The sequence below is a fragment of the Asaia platycodi JCM 25414 genome (assembly GCF_000614545.1).
Lineage (GTDB): Bacteria > Pseudomonadota > Alphaproteobacteria > Acetobacterales > Acetobacteraceae > Asaia > Asaia platycodi.
Map to the genome: position 1 here is coordinate 1 of NZ_BAKW01000009.1, position 23,154 is coordinate 23,154.

Genomic DNA, 23,154 nt, shown 5'->3' on the forward strand with positions numbered 1-23,154 from the left:
TCTTTGGATCAGCCATAATCTGCTAATCGTCAGCCCGAAATCAGGCCGTGTAACCCACGCTCAGTAGTAGAGTTGCGATTTCGGCCTCCAGCAAAGGCACTGATACCTGTGTGTCTTTGAGGAAAAAAACCAGCTCGCTATTTTAGCGTTTCGAGCTTGGCCATGTCCTCATTTCATCGAGGCATTGAACATGTCGTCAGCAATGGCATCCATTGTTGAGTTGATCCCGTGCTGTCGGACGAGTGGACTTCTGGCAGACCTAAGGATCCCCCCACTTCTTGGCCCAACACGCCTGGAACACAATCCATGAGGCGGTCGCCGCGTGTTTGAAGCAAAAATACGCTTCACGACTGGATGGTAATGAGCAATCGCGTTGCCTTAAAGGCAACGTAGTTGGACGTATGAGGATCGTCGGAATTCCTGAACTCGATTCCACACATGCAGGTAAACTGCGCTCGCGGCTGATCGAGATGCCGGATATCGTCAAGCTTGCAGTCTATTTGACGAGCGGAAAGCGCTACATGCCTGCGGTCCTTGTGGGGTACCATTCCAGAGCGTTTGTGTCGGCATAGAGATGTATGACGTACCGACGGGGCAGAGGAGCCATCGTTCTCCTCGGGGCCGGTCAGGCCGCGAGAGACCTTCTTGGCTTGAAGAGATGAAAGAGCGGGCCTGTCAGCAGGGTCGAGATCACGGCAAGAACCATGAGCGACGCAAACGCGAACTCGGACAGCATACCCTGTTCATGGAGGATGGTCGCAGCGACAATTTCCATAAGCCCTTTGCATTGCAGCAAGGCGCCAAGGCCCAGTGTCTGGCGCCGTGACAGGCCCGTTGTCGGTGGGAAGACATAGATCGAGCCGATCTTGACCACGATCGAGATGGCGACGAGCGAGAGAGAGGCAAGAACAGACGGCCAGGTCAGCGCATCGCCGTTGATACGCATTCCGCTATGACCGAAGAAGAGAGGGGCGACCCAGACCAGCGCAAAGGTCGAGATTGTCTCAAAGGGGAGGCGCCTGACCCATGAGGCGGCATAAACGCACCGGCGAAATAGGCGCCGATCAATTCATGCAGACCAAGTGTCATGCTCGCCCAGGAGCCAAGGCTCAGATAGAGCGGTACTACGGCCCAGATCAGCAAACGCGGTGGATTGCGGAAATGGCGCGAGGCCAATGATCCTCCTACCCCCAGGACGATGAGCAAGAGTGCGGCGCCTCCCTCCCTCAAGCCCCAGCTATGCATCGCAGTTTGCCGCTCAGCGGCAAATTGCAACAGAGCAAGGCCGATCCAGAGTGTCGCGTCATCGATCACGGCCAGTTTGAGCGCGAGTTGACCGATTGGCCTGTCTGCGATCGGCAGCTCTCGTACAATACCGATCAGGACCGGCAGGGCGCTGACCGCTATACAGAGCCCAATGGAGGCCGCAGCAATGACCGGCGTGACCGATGGAGCATGCCAACCCGGCAGAGGCAGAAAGAAGAAATAGACGAGAACCGAGCCGATCAGAAAAGGCCCGCCGAGCGCGATGCCGGCTCCGCCGAGCAGGCGGGGAAGCGTAGGCTTTGGTAGCGCATTTTCGGCTGCGTGTCCTTCTGGATGCTGCCACATCTCCATACCCGCCGTGAAGGCGAGCACGAGCACGGCAATCCAGCCGATGGTGTCACCATAGAAGGATGGTATGCCAAGCTCTTGAGCGGCAGATGCCAGACTGCCGCCATGATGCCGATAAGAATTGGAATGACGGCAATGGGTATGACGCGGCCAAGCAGGCGCCAGAGCACCCAGGGGACGCAGACAAAAATACCAATGTCTGCCAGGACCGCAGTCAGATCGTTCATACCCACCCTTTCAACGTTTCACCTGAGGATAGCGTGGATGGGAGAGAAAGCGCAAACCTGACGTGAAAATGCATGAAATGGTGGGAGATCAAGGGCACAGCGAGGCGATTGTTATTTCTGTTTTCCAGCAATGTTTCTTTTGAATTCTTATGATGTATATTTGATATTTATTGGATATGTTGCGGAAAACCTGTTTTTTCTTTTCGAGGATCAATCATGCCGCCCCATATTTCGATCTATAGGCACCCCCGTGAGAACGGATATGGGGCCGCCCTGACCGTCATCGGGTGCGTAATATGGCTATTCATCATTCTGAGTGTCCTGGTGCAGAAAAACGCGATTGCTGCACTGATTATCGCGGCTATTTATGGCTTGCTGATCTGGGGCATGTTGAAGTTCATCGCGGCGTTGTTTCGTGCGTGGATGGTGGGCAATATGGTGGCGCTGTCCGAGCAGCAATTCCCTGAGCTTTACGCGATCTTTCTTGATGTCAGTCGGAAGCTCGGGTTGGAAATGGCGCCGGAAGCCTTTATTTATAATGCTCATGGCATGATGAATGCACTCGCCTTGCGGCTATCGCGCGGGCGCTACGTGCTTTTGACCTCGGCGCTTGTCGAAGCAGAGGACGATACTCAGCTTCGCTTCGTCATCGGGCATGAGATCGCCCATCATGTGCTTGGCCATCTCAATCCGATGAAGGCATTCATTCGCTACCCGGCTTTTTTCGTGCCTTTTCTCTATCCCGCCTACTCGCGTGCGCGCGAATATAGCTGCGACGCTGTAGGCGCGTCCCTTTTGAAAGACAGAAATCAGGCGTTCACTGCGTTGCAGATGCTTGCCTGTGGTGCCAGACGTTTGAACCACATGATGAATCCGTCGGCTTTCGCTGCTCAGGAGCAACATATGCCCGCCTTTGCCGGGTTCTGTCGCGAGATCTTCCTCAGCCATCCGCGCATGACCCGGCGAGTGAAGCGTCTGATGTCACTGTTCCCGATCATTGTAACGAAGCCGGATCCGGACGCTGCTGAGGCTCATGACGCGATCTGAAAGGAGCCCGGTCGCAAGCGTGGCTGGAATAATGGCGGCACCTGCTCTCCGGCCCTCTGCATTGCCTGACCGGAGAACAGGAAAGCTCAGGCAATCAGGAAGGGCTGTCAGAACCCCGCCTGCATGCTGATCGAAAAAGAACGGGGTGCGCCGATCAGAACCTCGGATGGATAGCTCGTGTCGGCCCATTGTACGAAATGCTTGTTTGCAAGATTGTCGATGCGACCGTAGAGCGTGATGCCCTTGTGAACATGCCAGCCTGCGAAAACGTTGACGAGGGCGTAGTCCTTGAGAGAGAGCGTATTGGCAAAGTCCCCCTTGCGCGCCGAGACATAGCGCATGCCTGCCCCCAGATCGACTGGCAGATCGAAGGCGGCAGACCAGACTGCCCAGAGATTGGCTGTAACCGCAGGCACGTCAGGCACCTGATTGCCCGAGGCGTCTGTGGCAGCGTCAGGATAGAATGTGCCGTAATGGGCGTCCGTATAGGCGACATTGCCTGAGAGGCTCCAATGGCGGTCGAGGCGCCAATCGCCCTGCGCTTCCACGCCGCGTGAATGTTGGCTTCCCGCTGTCGAGACAGCATCCTGACCCGTCTGGACCAGAACCCGTGTACGCCGGATATCGAAGAGGGAAAGTGTCGTGACGAGCCGACCGGAAAGCGCGCTCGCCTTGACGCCGATCTCCCCCTGTTGGGAATGGCTCAGGCGGCTGAACTGTCCCTTATTGGCGATAAACAGGTTCGAACCCGGCGGATCTTCCGCCGTTGTATAAACACCGTACAGGCTCACATTGGGCAGGATGTCGTAAACCGGGCCGATACGAAAATTGGCCGGATTGTAATGACCCTTGAAGCTTGTCGCCGCGTTGATTCGACCATTCTGGTTGTAATTCTGGCGGTCGAGCGAAAGCCAGTCGTAGCGGAACCCACCGACAAGACGCAGATTTTGCGTGAGTGAGAGCGTGTCTTCCAGAAAAACGCCGGCATCAACCATCGTAGTGGGCGATTTGCGGTATGGATATTCACCGCCAAAATTTCCCAACAAGCCGCTGTCGGGACCGATCAGCGAAACGCTATCAGCATAGCTGGCATCTGGAAAACCGCGGTTGCGGATAAAACGCAGATAATAGGCGTCTCCTCCAATCACCAGACGATTCTTCAGTCCGAAAACCGTGGTGTTAAATCGGGCGTCGATCGTATCGCCCACCTGATGCTGGTTCTGATAGACATAAAACCGGTCCCGCCCAATTCGCCCCGGCGTGATGGGGGCACCGCTCGCATCGGCTGTGCCTTCGCTGCCGATATAGCTGTACGTCTCAGCGTTGTCCCAACGCCGTTTGGCGTAGGAGAAGTAGGCCTTATCATGCAGCGTGAGCCGGTCGTTCACAATCCAGTTCAGATGCAGCGTCGGTGTTGCATTGACCGAAGTGGCGCGCGGGTCGGCAACATTGTAATTCCGCCATAGAGACGCCTTGCTGACCACCAGACCGCTCGATGAATGGAGCAGCCCACCCGCCGGATCCTTTATGGCAGAGCCGGGTACCAGCGGGGCACCATAGTAGGTCGACAGTTCGTCAGTCAGATAATCCATGCCCAGCTGCGCCGAAAAACTCTGCGACGGATGCCAGAGCAGCGTCGTCGTCCAGTCATTGCTGTGTGGGTCGGCGCCTTTGACATAGCCGTCAGAGGACGTGCGGCTGAAATCACTGCGTATCGCCAGCGTCGATGACAGGGGCACCGAGCCGCCGATACCGGCATTCCAGCTGTTGAAGCTGCCATAGGAGACCAGAGCATCGAGACGCGCATGATCAGGGTCGGGGCTGCGTGTTCGCATATCGACCGTGCCGCCGACGGCACCCTGTCCGTAGAGAACTGAAGAGGGGCCTTTGAGCACCTCAACTGCCTCAAGATTGAAGGCGTTCAGAGGCCGGTTCACCATGGTGGTGGGGCCAAAATAGAACCCGTCGCGCAGGATCAGGATCTGATTGCCGCTGAACCCGCGCATCATGAGCTGTGCCGGGTTTCCCGGCGACCCGCCGGAGGTCACGCCGGGTGCGGCATCCGCAGCCTGTTCGGCCTGCGCATAGCCACGAAGAGAGATGATTTTCTGATCAATGACCGCAATCGATGCCGGATTATGTTGCAGGCTGAGGCCCAGCCTGCCGCCAATGGCCGGGCGGGCATTCAGCCCGGTGCTCTGACCATGGGCAGTGATATATTCATCACCCGTGCTTGATCCTGCGCGACAGCCTGAGGAAGGGACAGCAGGGGAAGCCCTGCGAGAAGAAGAGACCTGAAGGGGCGCAGAGGGCGCATGGTGGCGGATCTATCCCGTCTATTCACGTCACTACGATGGGCCGGTTTGCACCTGCCACCTTCGGGACACCCCGCCCGTCAGTTTCCGTCCGTGACCATGGATGATGGCAGGTCTCCTGACTTGTGCGTCACTGAACCATGACTGGCCTTCCCGGGGGGATGAACCCAGTGGCCGGGCCGTCAAGACCCGCGTCATTGCTCTCGTCACCTACAGTTGCGGGGGCAGTCATGGCATCAGACCATGTTCCCTTTTCATCCCGGCAAGCGGGAACCATCGGGCGCGACCCTAGCGCGCGCGCCCGACCTGTCAATCGGGCGCGCGGCTATGGCGTGTTTCACCCAGCGGCGCGTCTCCCAAACGACACAAGAAATTATCAGGCAGGGCTTGCCGGGCTCCGGGCCATATGGGGATCGGAATGACTCGGTGCGCCATTTTCGATATGGCCCGCCAGGGCGAGCAGGATAGTGCCGTCGGTGTCTTTCAATTCCAGGTGATACCAATTCTGGCTGGGAGCCAGATCGACGAGATCGACAAGACGTGTACCAGGATCGAGCGCGTGCGATGCACTCTTGCGGTTATAAAGATTGGTAAAGAGCGCCTTGCTGACCGACGGCTTCCCTACCGAGAAGACAAGCCGCAATTTGTCCCCCTGTTCTTCCTGCAAAAGGGCCACGCCACTTTCGGGGCGATGCAGGCGATAGAACCCGTTCGGACCATAAATCTCAACCACACCGTCAGGCGCGCAGGCAAACAGACTTGTCATGCCTGCCGGTACGGTAAGATGCTGGCTCGGGAGCCCAGCCTGACGAATGCGGAAAACGACACCCTGCCTGCCGGTATTGCTGAATGTCAGCTTTGTCGGGTCCTCAGCATGGGTCGTGACGGCGAAGCGATAGGGAAGCGCGCGGCTCGGCCTCTGTCCCGTTTCCTGAACTGGCAATCGACCAGCGCAGGGACGAGCGGGGGTGGATGGGCGCAGGAAAGCCTGGTCTGGGGCAGATAATCGTCGGTGTTCGGAAGCGCCGCCGACCATTTTGCGTCAGGCTTCGAAAAATCGAACGCGGAGGTCAGATCGCCACAGACGGCGCGTCTCCATGGTGTGATGGTGGGGCATTTCACGCCGAAACGCTTTTCAAGGAATTGCAGAATCGAGGTGTGGTCGAAAACCTGCGAATTGACCCACCCGCCTTTCGTCCAGGGCGAAATAATCAGCGCGGGCACGCGCGGTCCGAGACCGACGGCTTCCCCATGATAGCTCTCGCCTGCTGTGGATACGACGCTGCTTCCCTGACCTGAGAGCGTGGGTACGGGCGGTGGGACATGGTCGAAGAAACCGTCATTTTCATCATAATTGAGAATGAAAACGGTTTTTGCCCAGGTTTCGGGATGCCGGACAAAAATATCGATGAGTTTCGAGATAAGATGCTCGCCAAAACCCGGAGGTGCCTCCGGATGTTCCGACAGGGCTGCTGGCGGAACGATCCACGAGACCTGAGGCAGGGTGCCTGCGGCCACATCATGCTCGAACGCGTCGAGCAGATAGCGCCCTTCGAGCTCGTGCATATTGTCCTTGTTGGAGCCGGGAGCGATGGCACGGGCGTTCTGATAGCGCCAGCCTGTGCGGTCGAGATTGCGGAACTGGCGAAACGAGGCGAGGGGGTTGTCGCCGAAATTGTCGTACTCCTGATAGAATTTCCAGCTTACCCCCGCTTCCTGCAACCGTTCCGGATAGGTCGTCCAGTCGAACGGCGTGAATTTCGGGTTGTCATGCGCCATGTCGGCGGACCAGTTGCCGTCATCGACGTTCTCGACAGCCTGTTTGCCATCTGCCCCCACAGCGAGGCCGTTGGTCCCTGTGAAAAAGTATAGCCGGTTCGGATTGGTGGGGCCGAAAATCGAGGCGTGATAAGCATCGCAAATCGTGAAGGCATCGGCGAGAGCGTAGTAATAGGGAATTTCCTGACGGGTGAAATACCCCATGGTCATGGGTGTCTTGTGCGGCACCCAACCATCCCACTCATTCCAGGCAGCCTGGGTTCCTTTCCAGCTATGGTCCAGGCTTTTCAGGCAGGCTGCAGATGTGTGTATCGTGTCGAACAGGAACGGCCAGATGGCGCGCCCCTTCTCATCCTTCTGGGCGAAGACGGAACTGCCATCCACCTGGCGCTCGGCGCGTGGGTCGCCATAGCCGCGTACGCCACGTAGCGTCCCGAAATAATGATCGAAAGCCCGGTTTTCCTGCATCAGGATCACCACATGCTTGACGTCATCAATGGTGCCCGTTTCGCGATTGGCCGGGATGGCAAGAGCCCGTCTCAGATTGTCAGGCAAGATGGCCCCAGCCAGAGCGGCAGCACCGAGATTGAGAAAATGCCGACGGCTGGGTTTCATGACGGATCTCCCGTTTCTTAGTTGAAATGCTTGCGAATGGTGAAGAACACCATGCGTGGTGCCGCGGCCTGAAGGGTCTGAAATGAGCCCGACGGATCGGAATTGATGAAGCCGTTACTGCCAACTGTCGCGACATAGCGCTTGTCGAAGAGATTGGAGACGTTGATCTGCGTGTCCAGTCCGCGCAACCAGAAATTATGGCTCTTGAAGCGATAACCCACATTCAGGTTGAAGACGTCATTCGCAGGCACATAGGCGTCGTTGGTATAGGTGTAGTAGCGGCGATCCTGGATTTGCATCAGCACGTTGCCCCAGATCTGCCCGTCATCATAGCCGATCTGCAGATTGGCCAGATTGCGCGGCATGCCGACCACGTTCTTGCCTTTGATCGCCGCCGAGACCTTGCCGTTGGCCATCACATCGTCCTGGTAGAAGGAGTTGTTGAAGGCATAGGAAGCAAAGATCGACCAGTTGGGCGCGAACTGCCAGTTCACGGCGGTGTCGATGCCGCGAGAAATCACGCCGCCAACATTGGACAGCACCGAAGCGTTGCCCTGGATACCCACGCCCTGCGTGACCGAAAGCAGGCGGTTTTCGAATTCGACGTAATAGCCCGTAACCGTCGCCTGAAACGTCTTGGTGTGGTAACGATAGCCAAGCTCTTCGGTGTTGGATAGTTCAGGTTTGAGCTTGCCCTGAAGCGCCTGGAAGCCAGCGACTGTCGTTGAAAACGGCCCTGAGGTCTGGGCACTGTCATACGCTGCCATGTTGCGCGCGTAGTCGACGAAGATTTCGTGATTATGGTTGAAACGGTAATTGGCGCCGATTTGAGGCAGGAACCCGTTTGTCGCGTTCAGCGAGCCTGACGGGTAGGCTGTCGCGACAGGTGCGCCGAGATAATTCCCGTTCATTGCACGGGCCGTATTATCGACGATCAGCGATTTTAAGCCGTAATTGACCTTCAGCTTGGGCGTAATCTTCCATGTATCGCCCAGGTGGACCTGATAGGTTTTGGTGTTGAACGCGCTCTGCCACTGTGTCGCGAAGGCATTGTTTTTGTACCAGTGAGTCGACGATGGCGATCCGTCCAGTGCCAGCGGATAGAAGCGGCGCGCCTGGTTGAAATTGTTGTTTTCGAACCAGAAACCACCCTCAATGCTGTGATTGGCAATCTTGTAGGTCAGGCTGCCGATAAACCCGGCGCGGTGGATGTCATATTCAGTGGTGCGTGTCGAAAGAGGGGAGCCGCCGAGCTGTGCCGGGGTGGCGGAGTAGGGGGTCACCCAGACGCCTTCACCCGAATTGGTATGCCCATATCCCGTGACAAAGCCTGAAAGCCGGTTGTTGATCTTGAAGTCCAGCTTGCCATAGCCGAGGGCATCTTCTCTCAAGCCGCCTGCATTATAGTAAACGGTATCCTGATTCTCGATCCCTTTGGGGAATGCCGTGCCGTTCTGGTAAGCATAGCCAATCTGCTTGGCCAGCGCGTAATTGCCGGTGATATTGTCCAGATTATAGCCATAGGTCTTGATCTGGGAGAGTGACAGATCCTGATAATCGTTTTCCGCGCGCTTGGACCAGTCGCCGAACACGGTGAGTTTCAGATGCTCGCCTAAAGGCTGGACGAATTTGGCATTGGCCTGATCCTGCCTCTGAACGCCGTCGCCCTTCCATTTATTCGCGTCCTGATGGTCGTAGGACACGTAGAACTTGCCGCCAGTCCTGAGCAGCCCGCTATTGATACGGGCAAAGGTTCGCCAGGTTGAGGCCGAGCCGATCGTGCCGCTGACATCTGCGCCAAATTTGTCGGACGGGTCGATCGACGTGAACTGGAGCGCACCGCCGAGATCGTTCGAGGCGGCGACGCCCACGGCACCGGCACCCTGTGTGAGCGTTGCCGGACCGTTATTTTCGGTCTGCAAGGCGCGCCCGATGGAAAGACCGTTATCATTGCCATAGGCGAGATTGCCCAAAGGCAGCCCGTCGAAAGTAAAGCCAAGACGGCTCTGGTCGAAACCACGGATAATGATCTGTTGCGACCACTCATAGGAACCCAGAGGATCTGACGAGGTGAACATCACACCAGGCAGTTTCGAGAGCGCCTTGAAGGGGCTGGTGCCGGGTGTGTATTCCTGAATGGCTGTGCGCGAAATGGTCTGTGTCTCTCGCGCCTGACCGGCGCCCAGCACGATGATGGATTCAGGGGTCTTGGCGTCGACAGCGCTCGCGGGCGGCTTGACCTTGCTGCTCGACTTTGCTGCCTGCCTGGGTGTGGCAGCATGAGGCGCCTTGTCCGTTGAAATAGCCTTGCGGTCATGCGCAGCATCCTGAGCGAGAGCCCTGTCCGACGCATGAGCGGCAATGACCAGAGCCGGCAGGCTGGCGGAAAGAACAAGACTGATTCTGAATTTCATCGATTAGGCCGTTTCGCTTCGTGATCGAAATACGGGCCGTAAATATCGGTATAATGCGTTATGAAGTATTATGGTTTTATTAAATCGATTTCGAAATAAAAAAGTCATCTTCCTGTCATATTTATGTCTTTTGTCCTTGGATTTGCAGATCGTTTTGCATATTCGTGCGAGAAGTGTTTCTTTACTTTCGCTACCTCGGCCGGGTGGCCACGGCGATGCTCGTCAACTCCATCAGCGCCAGACCGGTGATATAGGCTACCATATCGTACCAGCTGAAAATGCTACCTAGCAGAAAACCACCGGCGCCTGTTTTTCGCAGAGCATTGAGTGGCGCCAGATGCACGAGTTTGAGCATTTCGCTCCCGAACGTGCCGAGCGCGCCGAGCAGAAGACGCGTGCGACGCTGGTCATCACGGGTGACGAGGGCCGCGAGGCACCAGAAAAGAGCGCCCCAGAGAACCGAGCCGCTCCATTTTCTGCTCCACGGTGAGAGCCCGAGCGGCGCAAGACGGCAGATCAGTCCAGCGGCGATGACGCAGACCGTCAATGTGGCGATATGGCGGATTCTGACCCCGGTGATCGCTCGCCCGACAGGGTTCATCGTTGGGTGGCCTCTATCCTGTCCGGGCGTAGAAGCAACGTTACCGTGATGAACGCGACATAGAGGAGAAGATACCACGAAACGAGCTTCTGCGGATGCACCACCCAGGTGAACTGCTGATGGGCATAAAGCCAGGTGCCTGTAAATGTGCCGATATTTTCTGCGACCCAAAGCGCCACGCTGGAGAAAAATGCTGCCAGGGGCAGCCGCATGTGCCAGTCGACATCGACGACGCGGTAGCTGATCCAGCATTTGCCATATATCAGCACGGTTGCCAGAACGAGCACCCAGCGCAGATCAGGAAGAAAGTGATGGGTGAAGAAATTGGCGTAAATGGCCAGGGCCAGGACCAGTGAAGCGTCGAAACGCGGATAGGGCTGGAACCGCATATCGAACAGTCTGATGACCCGCGCCATGTAGCTGCCCACCGAGGCATACATAAAACCCGAAAACAGCGGCACATGCATGATCTTGAAGAAGCCTGGCTCAGGATACGCCCATGACCCTGCTGAGACCTTGAACCATTCCATGGCGGTACCGGTCAGGTGAAAGATCAGGATGATCAGAGCTTCCTGCCTCGTCTCCAGGCCAAAAAGCAGAAACAGGATTTGTGTGCTCACGGCAAAGACGAACAATGCGTCGTAGCGATGGATGGGCCAGGAGGGCGACCAGATGAGATGCGTGGCGAGAATGGCGCCCAGCATGAGACCGCCGAACAGGCAGGCCCAGCCCTGCTTGAGCACGAACAGCAGAAACATGCCCGAGAATCCGCGCAGATCGCGCCTTACCCAGTGTCCAAGCCGATATTCGAGCGCGTTTTCTGTTTGCGGCGTATCGTTGGCGGGCATGGTGCGATTCCTCAGCTTTGGAGCCGCACCTGCCGCAGCACGCTCCCCGAGACAAGGGCGCGTGACGCAACTGTTACCGGTTAGCGTGAAAGGGCGAAGCTTAGCCCGCCCATTACCGTCAGGCCCTGGTTAGGAATGCTCGAAATCGCGCTGGTGTAATAGCGGCGATTGGTCACGTTATCCGCGTTGACGAACATCTGGATCTGCTTAGTGAGCTGGTAGGATCCGAAGAGATCAAACACCACATAGCCACCCTGCTTTGGATAGAGAGCTGATTTGCTTGCAGGCTGTCCGAGAGTCTGGGTTGCCGCGCGGATGCGACCACCGATTGACAGCTTGTTATCAAGCAGATGCACGCCCACCGTTCCCGCTAGAACAGAGCGCGGTGGCGTGGTAAGCAGCGCGCCAAACCCGGTATAGTCGGCATAAGGCAATTTCGTGGTGGTATTGGTGTAAGACAGCGTCGCGAAGACGAAGCGGTTGTCGTATTTCGCCTGGCCCTCAAAGCCGTGGGTGAAAGTATTGCCCGCCATGTTCTGATAGAAATAACCATATGTCGGAATATAGGAGCCTGCGGCCGGGCGACCGATCACGCGTGTCTGGGCGATGTAGTTCTTAATGCGCGTATCGAAGTAATCGCCGTCGAACTCGATCTTGTCATCATTCATCAGCACGTCACGATAATGAAGCTTCGCGCCAAGCTCCCAGCCGTAAGTCTGTTCTGGCGCGAGATCAGGGTTGGGAATGAAGTTGAGAAAGCTGAGCCCCGGGTGCGAGCTGGCCATGAACATCTCGGTCATGGCGGGCGGGCGGAAACCAAGGCCGTAGCTGCCGTATAGCTGGAGCCCACGCACCGGCGTGACCGCGAGGGTTACTTTAGGATTGACCGCGTCCGAGCCGCTCGATCTGTGGAAGGCGCCGGCTGCGACCGAGGTGAAACCGGAGGCCAGATTCACACCGCTGCCAGACGCATGATAGCTGTCGTAACGTAGCGCGCCAGTCAGCTGGACGATCTTCCAGTTCAGCGCGAGCTGCGTGAAGGCGCTGCCAACGCCGCGCCCGCCCGAAGGGGTGGAGCCTGCATAACCCGTCTGATCCTTGGTATCGACCGAGTCATGATAATATTCGCCGCCGTAATTCAGATTGGCGAGAAGAGGACCGAGGGGGAATTGTGACGTGTTATCTGCCTCGAAACCCAGCGTCGTCAGGTTGTATTTCGTCATATTCGCCGCCGCGACGGTCAGGGCGCGATAGGAAGGCATGGCATTATCCTGCCCCGTCGAGACCACATAACCCTTCACATGCAGCGCGACGAGCTTGTTGTCATGCGGCGTAAAGCGATACTCGATATTCCCCTGATTGTTCTGGATCTGGTTGGTACCGATAATCCCTTCAGTGCCCTGACCGAACTGGTTGTGATAGATAACTGTGCCGAGTGTCAGGCTTTGATCCATACCCGGCTTGATATCGATCTTGAACAGGCCAGACTGCATGCGCTGATAGGTGTCGGCAATGCGATTGCTTGACCCGTCCTCATAATCGCCCGAGCTGCGCATGCTGAAGGCCGCAGCGATGCCAAGCCAGGGACGGATGCGCATGCCGGCACCGACCATGCCCGAACCGTCATAATTATTCGATCCGCCCAGCGCGCGGGCCATGACACCGTAGCGCTTGCCGGATTCCACGATGTCATCGACACCGAGCGTGTGCATGTTGACCACACCCGCGATGGCGCCAGCGCCATCTGCCGTGGCGACGGTCCCGCGAGAGACGTCGAGACCGGCCAGCAGGGCCGGATCGACATAGACGCTGCCATTCGCGCCATGACTGCTCGTCTGGAAATCCTGTCTTGCACCGTCGACCATGACGTTCACACGGCCGAAATCCTGCATGCCGCGAATAGAGATGGCGAGAGAGGGCGAGCCGTCATTCTGGAAATAAACGCCCGGCAACCCGGTCAGGACCATATAGGGCTCGGTCGGATTGACGCGAAGCATGTCCTTGCGCGTCAACGTGGCGCTTGCCTGAGGTACGACGAGATCGGTGTCGCCGTGAACCTTGACGCTCGGCAAGGCAATCTCACCCGTGCTCGATCTGCCGGCATCTGTCACCTGTTTCCTGACCGAACCTGTCGGTTTGGCCCCACCCGGAGCGCCGCTGCGCGCAGACTCGTTGCGCTGTCCGGCTTTGGAGGGGTTCTTGTCGCTCGTGTCACGATCCTGAGCCTGGGCCGGCCCGGAAAAAAGAGTGATCAGGGCAAGAGCAGAGGACAGGGAAAGCACCTGGCGGGTTGAGATCATCGGTTCGGCCCTACGAAACGTTAATGGAACGCTGTGAGTGCTTATTGAGAATGACTCTCACTTGCAAGGAGTAAAAACTTCCTTTAAAGCTTCGCCGCGTCAGGTGAGGGAAAGAAGCAACAGCTTCGGACCCGGGTCAGCAGGGGATAGGGGGAGGGCTCATGAGCATCAGATTGTTCAGTCGGCGTCAGTTCGGGCTTTCCGCCCTTGCCACCGGCGTGACGGGCGCGGCGGCGCGCACGGCGCGTGCCGGAGAAAAGCGCAGCATCCAGATCGAGGATTGTCGGGGCAGGCGCGTGACACTGGGGTCGATGCAGCGCATCGTTTCCATTGGAGCACGATCACCGAGACGCTCTATGCCCTTGGCGCGTCCGATCGTATCGTCGGAATCGACATCACCTCGACCTATCCCGTCTCGGCCCTGCGTGAGAAGAAATCTGTCGGCTATATGCGCCAGCTTTCTTCCGAAGGTATTTTATCGCTCAAGCCTGATCTCATTCTGGCAATGAACGATTCCGGTCCTGCGAATGCTATCGATCAGGTCATGGAGTCCTCGACGCCCATCGTGATGTTGATGCAACACCGTCGCTCGAGGGTGTGCGCAACCGGATGCTGACCCTCTCGCGCATTATCGGCGAGGAAGAGAAGGGAGCCGCCATGGTGGTGCGCTTCGACAACCAGCTGCGCACGCTCAAGGCATGGAAAGAACTCCATCCGGAAAAGGCGCGTGTTCTCTTCGTCATGCGAGTGGTCAATGGGCGCCCGATGGCCGCGGGTACCGGCACGGCGGCCGATGCGATTATCGCTCTTGCCGGAGCGACGAATGCAGGTGCCGACATGAACGGCTATAAGGCTCTCGAACGCGAGGCGCTGATTGCGCTCAAGCCCGATGTCATTCTCATGATGAATCAGGGGGGGCAAGCGATGCGCGACGCCCTTCTGGCTGATGACGCGATCATGCTGACGCCTGCCGGGCAGAAGAAGGCGATCATCGATATGGAGGGTGAGAAGCTACTCGGTTTCGGGCCGCGCACGGCTGAAGCTGCGCTTGAGCTGGCCCAGCAGATCGTGAGCTATACCCATCCCGCATGAGTGTGTCGCGTCTCCCCATACTGCCGGCTTTCACCTTCCTGTTCCTCGCGCTGGTTGCCAGCGTGCTGCTGTCTTTGGCCTCGGGCGCCACGGGTTTTGGCATTCATCCCGGCGGCGTCGATGACCCGGCGCTGACAAGGCTGATCGTGCTTGGTATCCGGCTGCCCCGCATTGTCCTGGCCGTTCTGGTCGGGGCAGGTCTGGGCGCCGCCGGGGCCGTGATGCAGGGGCTGTTTCGAAACCCGCTGGCCGATCCGGGACTGATCGGTGTGTCGTCCGGTGCAGCTCTTGGCGCGACGCTGATGATCGTCGAGGGCGTTATCTGGTTCGGTCCTGGCGTGATGGCGCGTTGGGGTATTCCGGCGGGAGGGATGCTGGGCGCCTGTGTCATGACCGGGATCTTGCACCGTTTCTCGACCCGTCAGGGCAGGGTTTCGACCTCACGCCTTGTGCTTGCGGGTGTCGCTCTCGGCGCGCTTGCCTCTGCGGCGACTGGTATCCTGCTCTATCGCGCCAATGATGCTGCCCTGCGCGACCTGACATTCTGGACGATGGGCAGTCTGGCCGGGGTGCGCTGGCGCGAAATCGAGATATTGGCGCCTTTCATACTCGCCTCGCTTGCGCTGCTGATGGCGCTTGCCCGCCCACTCAATCTGCTGCTTCTGGGGGAGGAAAATGCCGCGCTGATGGGGTGTCGCGTCGGGCAAGTGAAATTTCTCTGCCTTTTGGCGGTCACGCTTTCTGTCGGCCCTGCTGTCGCGTTTTCCGGGGTGATCGGCTTCGTCGGTGTTATCGTGCCGCATCTGGTCAGGCTTGCGAGCGGGCCCGATCACCGCTTTCTCATTCCGGGCAGCGCCCTGATGGGCGCTCTGCTCCTCGTGTCGTCAGACACGCTGGCACGTCTGATCGCGATACCCTCCGACGTGCCGGTGGGCATCGTGACAGCTGGTTTGGGAGCGCCTGTCTTTATCTGGCTTCTGATGCGCCGAAGCGATCAGGAAATCCCGTCATGACCCTTGCGCTCAAGGAAATTACCGTCAGGCGACAGGGGAGGATTCTGCTCGAAAACGTGTCGCTTAGCGTGGAGCCCGGAACCTTCGTGGCTGTGATTGGCCCGAATGGCGCGGGAAAAAGCACGATGATGCGTGTCGCCGCCGGTCTGCTTTCCCCTTGTGAGGGGAGTGTCGAGATTGCGAAGCGCACTCTCGGGAGCCTCACTCCTCGCGCGCTCGCCGCAAGAAGGGCCATGCTGACGCAGGACCAGAATCTGGAGGCCCGGTTTTCGGTTGCAGAACTGGCCCGCTTCGGCGTGGCTGACGAACCGGGCAGTGAGGCACGAGAGCGGCTCGCGCAGCTTGTCAACCGGACGCTGGAAGAGGTGGGGCTAGGGTCCTTTGCGAAACGGGACGTCACCACGCTTTCAGGCGGTGAACGCCAGCGCGCGCATCTGGCGCGTATTCTGGTGCAATTGCGCTGGCACGGAGATAACGGATACCTGCTTCTGGACGAGCCCGTCTCGGCGCAGGATATCGCCCGTCAGGGACTGATATTGTCTCTGGCTCGGGCGCATACAGGCAAGGGCGGGGCGTGTCTGGCCATTCTGCACGACCTGAACTGGGCGGCCGCCTTTGCCGATACTATTGTGGTGATGGAAGGGGGGCGGATCTACGATTCCGGTCCTGCCGACAGGGTCATCACATCCAGAATGCTCTCGGACGTCTTCGGCCTTTCCGATACGGTTCTGGGGCATCATGCCGAGACGGGGCGGCCGTTCCTGCTGCCCCATGATCTCATTCTGCCCGGTTCACCATAAAGTCAAAAAGGTATCGTCGATGTATATCGCAATGAACAGGTTTCAGGTCCTTCCCGAGAGCGAAGACGCGTTCCGTCAGCGTTGGCTCGATCGTGAAGTGCTTCTGACCACCGTGCCGGGGTTCAAATCCTTCGCACTGCTGCGTGGCCCGGTGAAGGATGATTATATTCTGTGGTCTTCCCATACGGTCTGGGAGTCACACGAGGCTTTCAAGGCCTGGACGCAGTCGGAACAGTTTCGAAAGGCTCATGCCGGCGCTGGCGGCAACAAGCCGCTGACACTCGGCCCGCCAGTATTCGAAGGGTTCGACGTGGTTCAGCAGATCGACAACTGATCATCACGTCTCAAGATGCGCCACGTCCGGTCGACATGACCGGGCGTGTGAGGCTCAACCCAGCGTGTTGAGGATCATATCGAAAGCCCGGTTCACGGTCGCCAGGCGAACGGCTTCGCGATTGCCGGAGAAATAGGCGGTTTCGCGCATCGGATTTTTTGTGCCGTGCATGACGCAGAGACAGACCGTGCCGACAGGTTTTGCGTCCGTTCCGCCACCCGGCCCGGCAATGCCGGTAACGGCAACCGCAATCGTAGCATCTTCGGCGCAATCCAGCGCCCCCATGGCCATTTCGACTGCAACCGCTTCACTGACAGCGCCATGGGTGTCCAGCGTTCGCTCTGCGACACCGAGAACGGTTATCTTCATCGCGTTGGAATAGGTGACGAGCCCGCCTTCGACGGCATCGGATGATCCGGCTATCGCCGTCAAACTCGCCGCGATGAGACCGCCCGTGCAACTCTCGGCGGTGACGAGACGTGCGCCGCGATCACGCAGTGTCTGCAGGACAAGGGCTGCCTTGTCGCTCAGTGCGGGAACGGTTGATGCCGACTCAGCCATGAGCGCCGTTCTCCAGCACGCGATAGAGCGCCATGTTTTCTTCCACGCGCTGGATATAGGAGCGCGTTTCCTCGTAGGGGACACTCTCGATCCAGTCGATCATGCCTGCCTGCGTCAGGGGCTGCGGCAGGGGGAGCTGGCCAGCCAGAGGTCGGTGCGATGCGGCCCGGCATTATAGGCAGAGAGAACCAGCGGTACGACATTATTGAAGCGGGTCATGAGCTGAGACAGATAGGTGCGGCCGAGAATGAGGTTGGTCGCAGGATCACGCAGACCGCTGGCGCTGGTGTCGATACTGCTCAATCCGGCACGCCGGGCAACATCCTGCGCGGTGCCGGTCTGAAGCTGCATAAGACCTATGGCGCGGGCGGGGCTGCTGACATGGGCGTCGAAACTGCTTTCCTGACGCGCCACCCCCAGCGCAAGACCATAGGGAAGGGAATCCCCTTCGGCCTGAGCTGCGTCGAGCACCGGCCAGCCTTCGGGATAGAGCGCCGAGCCCAGCCTGCCCGTGCGGCGAGCCGCGAAAACGGCGGGTTCAAATGAGCCGATCGACAGCGCAAACCGGGCAAGCGCCGCCTGACCGGGCGCGTCTTGCACGCGCTGTAGCCGAGCATCAGGAACTCGCGGGCGTGATCGTCATCGCCGCGGTCGTGCAGCAGCCTGGCCGCCTCGATCAGATCGGCGCGGGAGATGGCGCCACTTGAGAGCGCAGGAAGGCCGCTGAGGGCGGCGGCGAGGCCTGGCACGTCGCTGCCACCCGGCAGCAGGGTGTCGTCACGCCCGCCCATCGAAGCGAGCGCAAGCTGGCCGTAATAGGTTGTCGGCATAGCTGCTGCCTGACGATAGGCAGCATCGGCCTGTGCCGTATTGCCTTCTGCGGAAAAGCTTCGGCCGAGCCAGTAAAAGCCACGGCTTCTCGTGATCAGGCTGGTCTGTCGCGACAATTCGCTGAATGCCGACCGGGCCCGTGACGGATTTTTCTGAAAGCGCAGATCGATCCATCCACGCAGGAAAGAAGCTTCCATACGGGATGTTGCGCTGGTTGGCAGGGTCGTATCATCGGCCAGCGCGCGGGCCTGCGGCACAGAACCCTGGATCAGGAACGCCCGTGCGAGACCCAGACGCTCACTGGTCCAGTCTGAAGAAGGGGCGCGTTTCTGGGCGGTGAACCCTTCTTCCTGCCAAAGGGCGTAGGCTGCCTCAAGATCGGGCGCGCGGCGCAGCTGCCTGAGCCGTGCGATCATGATCTGCGGCTCTGCCCGTTGCGCCGCTGGGAGGGCGGCGAAGAGTGAGGCAGCGTCTGGCGCATTGGATTGTAGCGCGATCAGCACACGGCGCGCTGGCTGACGCTGCGGTGCGAGCAGGGAGATCTGTCGGCCTGCTGCCGTAAACTGGCGGGTGCGGATCTGACGCTGGAAGCGCGCCCAGTGATCGTCAGGGGTAAGCGACTGGCTGTACTCCGCCAGAATCAGACTGGAATCTGTCTCGCGATCGGCGCCATTGCGCCAGATGCGTCTGGCCTGGCTGGCGGCATCCGGCAAAAGCGTGGCGCAGCGCATGAAGGCCTGAACCCCGGTGAGAGGCTCGCGCGGGCAGAGCTGAGGCAACTCGGCATCGCTCGTGCGCGTGGCCAGAGCCTGCTGATAGCGTGCCATCATGACAGCACGTTCGGGCCAGCTCGGTGTCTGGTCCAGAAAATCCGCATAGGCACGTGCGCTGGGTGGGGTAGTGGCCTGAACGAGGGCGAGCCACTGATCGAGACGGGATGCGACGTCGCCGCTTGCCGTGACAGAGGGCGACGTGAAAGTTTCGGCAGCGTTGTCGCTCTGGTTCAGAGCGTCCGGCGCAGCTGAGGGGCTCTCCTGTTCCTGTGCTTGAGAGCTGCATCCGGCGAGCAGAAGCAGCGATCCGGTCAGGAGAAACGACTTAACCCGCGACATGATGCACAACCTCCATACTGCCTTTATAGATCAGCTCGCACGCAACGAAGGCAACGATGGCGAGGCCGAGCCACGCGATCCAGCGGTAGCGGTTCAACAGATTGGCTACCAGCGTGGCCGCTGCCCCCATCAGCACGACGGAGAAGGCGAGGCCAGTCACAAGCACGTAGGGGTGACCCATGGCCGCGCCTGCCACGGCAAGCACGTTATCGAGGCTCATCGACAGATCGGCCACGATGATTCTGAAGATCGCTTTTGATAGTGAGTTGCTTTTCGCTTCGCCGGTCATTTCCTCGGGGTGGCGCAGTTCCTGATACATTTTCCAGCAGACCCAGAGCAGCAGCAGACCCCCTGCGAGGGTGAGGCCCAGCACCGAGAGCAGACGCGAGGCGACCAGCGCGAGGGCGATCCGCATGAGGGCGGCCGCTGCAACACCGACCAGAATGGCCTTGCGCCGCTGTTCTGCGGGCAGGCCGCGCACGACCATGCCGATAACAACGGCGTTATCCCCGGCAAGGGTGATGTCGATCAGAACAACCTGCGCAAGCGCAATCAGGGCATGCCAGGTAAGATCAGGCGCCACATCAACCTCCAGAATTTATCGTGCGTCGCAATGCTAGAGAAAGCGCTGATTGAGCGCAATTCGCGCTGCGCTGGCCCTTCGCCTGATCAAAGAGTGTTACCCGACGGCATCTTGAGGTAAGAGGGGCCTCTTTTCGACCAGTCCTTGCGTGTTGCGTCGATCCTAACAAGGAGTTTGCCCGACCATGGTGCCTCGTTACAGCCGCCCCGAAATGACCGCCATCTGGTCGCCCATCAATCGCTACCGCATCTGGTTCGAGATCGAGGCGCTGGCCTGTGAAGCGATGGCTGAGCTGGGCGACATGCCCAAGGAAGCCGCGAGAGTCATCCGCGAGCGTGGCGACGCCGCCATGGCCGCTTTCTCTGACGCCGACGTGGCGCGTATCGACGAAATCGAGGCTGTTACCCGTCATGACGTGATCGCCTTCCTGACCTGGCTTGCTGAGAAGATCGGGCCGGAGAGCCGTTTCGTTCATCTGGGTATGACGTCTTCCGACGTGCTCGATACCTGCTTTTCGGTGCAGCTCGTTCAGGCGACCGATCTTCTTTTGCAGGATCTCGACGCGGTGCTTGGGGCGCTGAAGAAGCAGGCATTCGCCCACAAGAATACGGTCACGATCGGTCGTTCGCATGCCATTCATGCCGAGCCCACGAGCTTCGGCCTGAAAATTGCCGGGCATTACGCTGAATTCGCCCGCAACCGTGAGCGTCTGCTGGCGGCCCGCAAGGAAATAGCGATCTGCGCGATTTCCGGCGCTGTCGGCACCTATGCCCATATCGACCCGCGCGTTGAGGATTTTGTGGCCGAACGTCTTGGCCTGGCTGCCGAAGATGTCTCGACGCAGGTCATTCCTCGCGATCGTCACGCCGCGTTTTTCTGTGCGCTCGGTGTGATTGCCAGCGGGATCGAGCGTCTGGCGGTTGAAGTGCGTCATCTGCAGCGTTCCGAAGTGCGCGAGGCGGAGGAGTTCTTCCATCCGGGCCAGAAGGGCAGCTCGGCCATGCCCCATAAGCGCAACCCGGTTCTGTCTGAAAACCTGACGGGTCTCGCCCGCCTGATCCGTTCGCACGTCGTGCCCGCGCTTGAAAACGTCGCTCTGTGGCATGAGCGCGATATCAGCCACTCTGCCGTTGAGCGTAACATCGGCCCCGATGCGACAATCGGGCTGGACTTTGCCCTGATGCGTGTTGCCGGGATGATGGACAAGCTGGTGGTCTATCCCGAGCGTATGATGGCCAATCTCGAATCCCTTGGCGGTGTGGTGCATTCGGGTGAAGTGCTGCTCGCACTTGCCCGCTCGGGAATCTCGCGAGAGGATGCCTATCGTATCGTCCAGCACAATGCGATGGAGACCTGGACCAAGCTCGGCCAGCCCGACGGACGCAGCTTCCGTGAAAATCTCGATAGTGATCCGGAAGTTGCGGGCCGCGTCGATGCGAAGATTCTCGATGATGCCATGGACAGCACACGACATCTTGTTGCCATAGACCGCATTTTCAACAAGGTTTTTGGTTAAAATCACATATTGGGTGTTGACCTTGATGCGTGGTCGCGAGGATAAATTTGCTGTAATCTCGATTGAAAACTCGGGAACCTTTCGAACCAAGGCTCTGCAATGGCTTCCAAACCACGCCCGCGAGGGCACGCCCTAACGAACTTCATTGCCGTGATCGCCGCCACTGGCGGCCTTCTCTTCGGTTATGATACCGGCATCATCTCCGCGGCTTTGCTGCAACTCACGCCGCAGTTTCAGCTGACCACGGAGAGCGCCGAGATCGTCACTTCGGCGGTTATCCTGGGCGCGCTCATTGGATGTATCTCCGCAGCGCCTCTTTCCGACAGGCTCGGTCGCCGCCGGACCATCATTGCAGCAGCGACGCTGTTCCTTATCGGCACCGTGATTGTCACCTTCGCCCATTCGGTCTTCGTTCTGACCTTTGCGCGTCTCATTCTCGGCCTTGCTATCGGCGCCTCCTCGCAGATCGTGCCGATCTATATCGCCGAGATTGCACCGCCGGAGCGTCGTGGGTCGCTTGTGGTTGCCTTCCAGTTCGCCATTGCGTTCGGACAGCTGATTTCGTTTATTACCGGCTATGTGCTTCAGGATTACTCCTGGCGCCTGATGTTCGGTCTGGGTGTCATTCCGGCTGTCATTCTCTTTGTTGGCATGCTCTTTCTTCCCAACAGCCCGCGCTGGCTGGCCATGCAGGGCGAGTTCGAGCGTGCGCGCGAGGTGCTGCGCAGCGTGCGCAAGACCGACGCCGAAGCCGATCGCGAATTGCAGGACATCCAGGATCAGCATGACGAGAAAGCCCCGCTTTCCGAAGTGTTCAAGCCCTGGGTTCGCCCGGCAACGATTGCGGCGGTCGGTATTGCGCTGCTCTGCCAGCTTACCGGCATCAATGCCGTTATGTATTACGCCCCGACCATCTTTGCCGATGCAGGCTTTGGTCAGTCCTCTGCGCTTCTGACCTCGGTGGCTGTTGGCTTCTCGATGGTTGGCACGGTGGCTTTTGGCGGCTGGGCAGTCGATGCCTGGGGTCGTCGCACGCTGATGCTGCGTATGATTCCCGGTGCAGTCGTTTCGCTCGTCCTTCTTGGTTTCATGTTCTTCACGGGGCAGACCCATGGTTGGGGCGCGTTTGTCACGGCTGCAGCAGTTGTCGGTTACGTTGTGTTTAACGTGGGCAGCCTTTCGGTTGCGATCTGGCTGGTGGGCGCCGAAGTGTTCCCGCTTTCCTGCCGCGGTACGGGTATGAGCCTTGTCGCTGCCAGTCACTGGGGCGCCGATCTGATCATTTCGCTCACCACGCTCAGCATGGTGAAGGCGCTGGGTGCAGGCGGCACGTTCTGGCTGTTCGCCGCCGTGAATGCGCTCTCCTTCTTCTTCGTGCTGCGCTATGTGCCCGAAACCCGTGGCCGGTCTCTGGAGCAGCTCGAAGCCTCGCTGCGTGACGGAACATTCGCTCCGATTGCGCGTGAAAAGGCTGCTGCGGCCGAGTAATGATCCTGCCCCCGCCCAAGGGGGCAGAACGGCGCGATCATGGGTATGAACGGCGGGGCTGCGC

19 protein-coding genes, 1 pseudogene and 1 riboswitch are annotated in these 23,154 nt (G+C 58.9%); of the genes and pseudogenes, 8 read left to right on the top strand and 12 right to left on the bottom strand.

The annotated features are described in order from the left end of the window. Positions 1 to 625: 625 nt before the first annotated feature. A pseudogene (locus JCM25414_RS18520) lies at positions 626 to 1,841 on the bottom strand (cation:proton antiporter). Positions 1,842 to 2,165: 324 nt separating this feature from the next. On the opposite strand from JCM25414_RS18520, the gene JCM25414_RS08310 reads away from it, so the two are divergent. After that, a complete protein-coding gene (locus JCM25414_RS08310) occupies positions 2,166 to 2,888 on the top strand; it encodes a M48 family metallopeptidase (protein ID WP_159101729.1) in 723 nt (240 codons plus the stop codon). A gap of 107 nt (positions 2,889 to 2,995) precedes the next feature. On the opposite strand, the gene JCM25414_RS08315 is transcribed toward JCM25414_RS08310, so the two are convergent. The 7 genes from JCM25414_RS08315 to JCM25414_RS08345 all read right to left on the bottom strand — a co-directional run bounded on the left by JCM25414_RS08315 (position 2,996) and on the right by JCM25414_RS08345 (position 13,760). Next, positions 2,996 to 5,215, bottom strand: a complete 2,220-nt coding sequence (locus tag JCM25414_RS08315; protein ID WP_081775847.1) for a TonB-dependent receptor — start codon at positions 5,213 to 5,215, stop codon at positions 2,996 to 2,998. Between the two features lie 79 nt (positions 5,216 to 5,294). Continuing rightward, positions 5,295 to 5,496, bottom strand: a riboswitch (cobalamin riboswitch). A gap of 83 nt (positions 5,497 to 5,579) precedes the next feature. Then, the gene (locus tag JCM25414_RS26580) at positions 5,580 to 6,146 is read right to left on the bottom strand and encodes a phospholipase domain-containing protein (protein ID WP_369346033.1); all 567 of its coding nucleotides are present in this window, start codon (positions 6,144 to 6,146) and stop codon (positions 5,580 to 5,582) included. Beyond that, positions 6,056 to 7,597, bottom strand: coding sequence for a phosphocholine-specific phospholipase C (locus JCM25414_RS18525; protein WP_369346035.1), 1,542 nt, complete (start codon positions 7,595 to 7,597; stop codon positions 6,056 to 6,058). Before JCM25414_RS18525 ends, JCM25414_RS26580 begins: the two co-directional genes overlap by 91 nt. A 17-nt stretch (positions 7,598 to 7,614) precedes the next feature. Continuing rightward, positions 7,615 to 10,011, bottom strand: a complete 2,397-nt coding sequence (locus JCM25414_RS08330) for a TonB-dependent receptor (RefSeq protein WP_025841326.1) — start codon at positions 10,009 to 10,011, stop codon at positions 7,615 to 7,617. Positions 10,012 to 10,201: 190 nt separating this feature from the next. After that, entirely contained in the window at positions 10,202 to 10,612 is a 411-nt protein-coding gene (locus JCM25414_RS18530; RefSeq protein ID WP_025841327.1) for a ribosomal maturation YjgA family protein, read from the bottom strand. Then, a complete protein-coding gene (locus JCM25414_RS08340; RefSeq protein ID WP_025841328.1) occupies positions 10,609 to 11,460 on the bottom strand; it encodes a DUF817 domain-containing protein in 852 nt (283 codons plus the stop codon). The genes JCM25414_RS18530 and JCM25414_RS08340 overlap by 4 nt, the downstream gene beginning before the upstream one ends. 80 nt (positions 11,461 to 11,540) lie before the next feature. Next, the gene (locus JCM25414_RS08345) at positions 11,541 to 13,760 is read right to left on the bottom strand and encodes a TonB-dependent receptor domain-containing protein (protein WP_025841329.1); all 2,220 of its coding nucleotides are present in this window, start codon (positions 13,758 to 13,760) and stop codon (positions 11,541 to 11,543) included. Positions 13,761 to 14,040: 280 nt separating this feature from the next. Between JCM25414_RS08345 and JCM25414_RS25935 the strand changes: the two genes are divergently transcribed. From JCM25414_RS25935 to JCM25414_RS08365, 5 genes are read left to right on the top strand one after another with little or no spacing between them, the layout of a single operon-like run. Continuing rightward, positions 14,041 to 14,376 (top strand): ABC transporter substrate-binding protein, encoded by a 336-nt coding sequence (locus JCM25414_RS25935; protein WP_051535782.1) that lies wholly within the window; start codon positions 14,041 to 14,043, stop codon positions 14,374 to 14,376. Further along, a complete protein-coding gene (locus tag JCM25414_RS25940; RefSeq protein WP_051535783.1) occupies positions 14,370 to 14,852 on the top strand; it encodes an ABC transporter substrate-binding protein in 483 nt (160 codons plus the stop codon). Before JCM25414_RS25935 ends, JCM25414_RS25940 begins: the two co-directional genes overlap by 7 nt. Then, entirely contained in the window at positions 14,849 to 15,865 is a 1,017-nt protein-coding gene (locus tag JCM25414_RS08355; protein ID WP_025841330.1) for a FecCD family ABC transporter permease, read from the top strand. The genes JCM25414_RS25940 and JCM25414_RS08355 overlap by 4 nt, the downstream gene beginning before the upstream one ends. Continuing rightward, positions 15,862 to 16,665: an ATP-binding cassette domain-containing protein gene (locus tag JCM25414_RS08360; RefSeq protein WP_025841331.1), complete on the top strand. Its 804-nt coding sequence runs from the start codon at positions 15,862 to 15,864 to the stop codon at positions 16,663 to 16,665. The genes JCM25414_RS08355 and JCM25414_RS08360 overlap by 4 nt, the downstream gene beginning before the upstream one ends. Before the next feature lie 19 nt (positions 16,666 to 16,684). Then, positions 16,685 to 16,999, top strand: a complete 315-nt coding sequence (locus JCM25414_RS08365; RefSeq protein ID WP_025841332.1) for an antibiotic biosynthesis monooxygenase family protein — start codon at positions 16,685 to 16,687, stop codon at positions 16,997 to 16,999. A gap of 54 nt (positions 17,000 to 17,053) precedes the next feature. Here the strand turns inward: JCM25414_RS08365 and JCM25414_RS08370 are convergent, their stop codons facing one another. From JCM25414_RS08370 to JCM25414_RS08380, 4 genes are all read right to left on the bottom strand, one after another. Then, positions 17,054 to 17,560, bottom strand: coding sequence for a CinA family protein (locus JCM25414_RS08370; protein WP_025841333.1), 507 nt, complete (start codon positions 17,558 to 17,560; stop codon positions 17,054 to 17,056). Between the two features lie 114 nt (positions 17,561 to 17,674). Then, positions 17,675 to 18,031, bottom strand: coding sequence for a lytic transglycosylase domain-containing protein (locus JCM25414_RS23340; protein WP_369346036.1), 357 nt, complete (start codon positions 18,029 to 18,031; stop codon positions 17,675 to 17,677). Beyond that, a complete protein-coding gene (locus tag JCM25414_RS23345) occupies positions 17,917 to 19,503 on the bottom strand; it encodes a hypothetical protein (RefSeq protein WP_051535785.1) in 1,587 nt (528 codons plus the stop codon). The genes JCM25414_RS23340 and JCM25414_RS23345 overlap by 115 nt, the downstream gene beginning before the upstream one ends. Beyond that, entirely contained in the window at positions 19,490 to 20,086 is a 597-nt protein-coding gene (locus JCM25414_RS08380; protein WP_025841334.1) for a TerC family protein, read from the bottom strand. Before JCM25414_RS08380 ends, JCM25414_RS23345 begins: the two co-directional genes overlap by 14 nt. A gap of 184 nt (positions 20,087 to 20,270) precedes the next feature. Between JCM25414_RS08380 and purB the strand changes: the two genes are divergently transcribed. Next, positions 20,271 to 21,602: an adenylosuccinate lyase gene (gene purB, locus JCM25414_RS08385; protein ID WP_025841335.1), complete on the top strand. Its 1,332-nt coding sequence runs from the start codon at positions 20,271 to 20,273 to the stop codon at positions 21,600 to 21,602. Between the two features lie 99 nt (positions 21,603 to 21,701). After that, positions 21,702 to 23,090, top strand: coding sequence for a sugar porter family MFS transporter (locus JCM25414_RS08390; protein ID WP_025841336.1), 1,389 nt, complete (start codon positions 21,702 to 21,704; stop codon positions 23,088 to 23,090). The last annotated feature ends 64 nt before the right edge of the window (positions 23,091 to 23,154 follow it).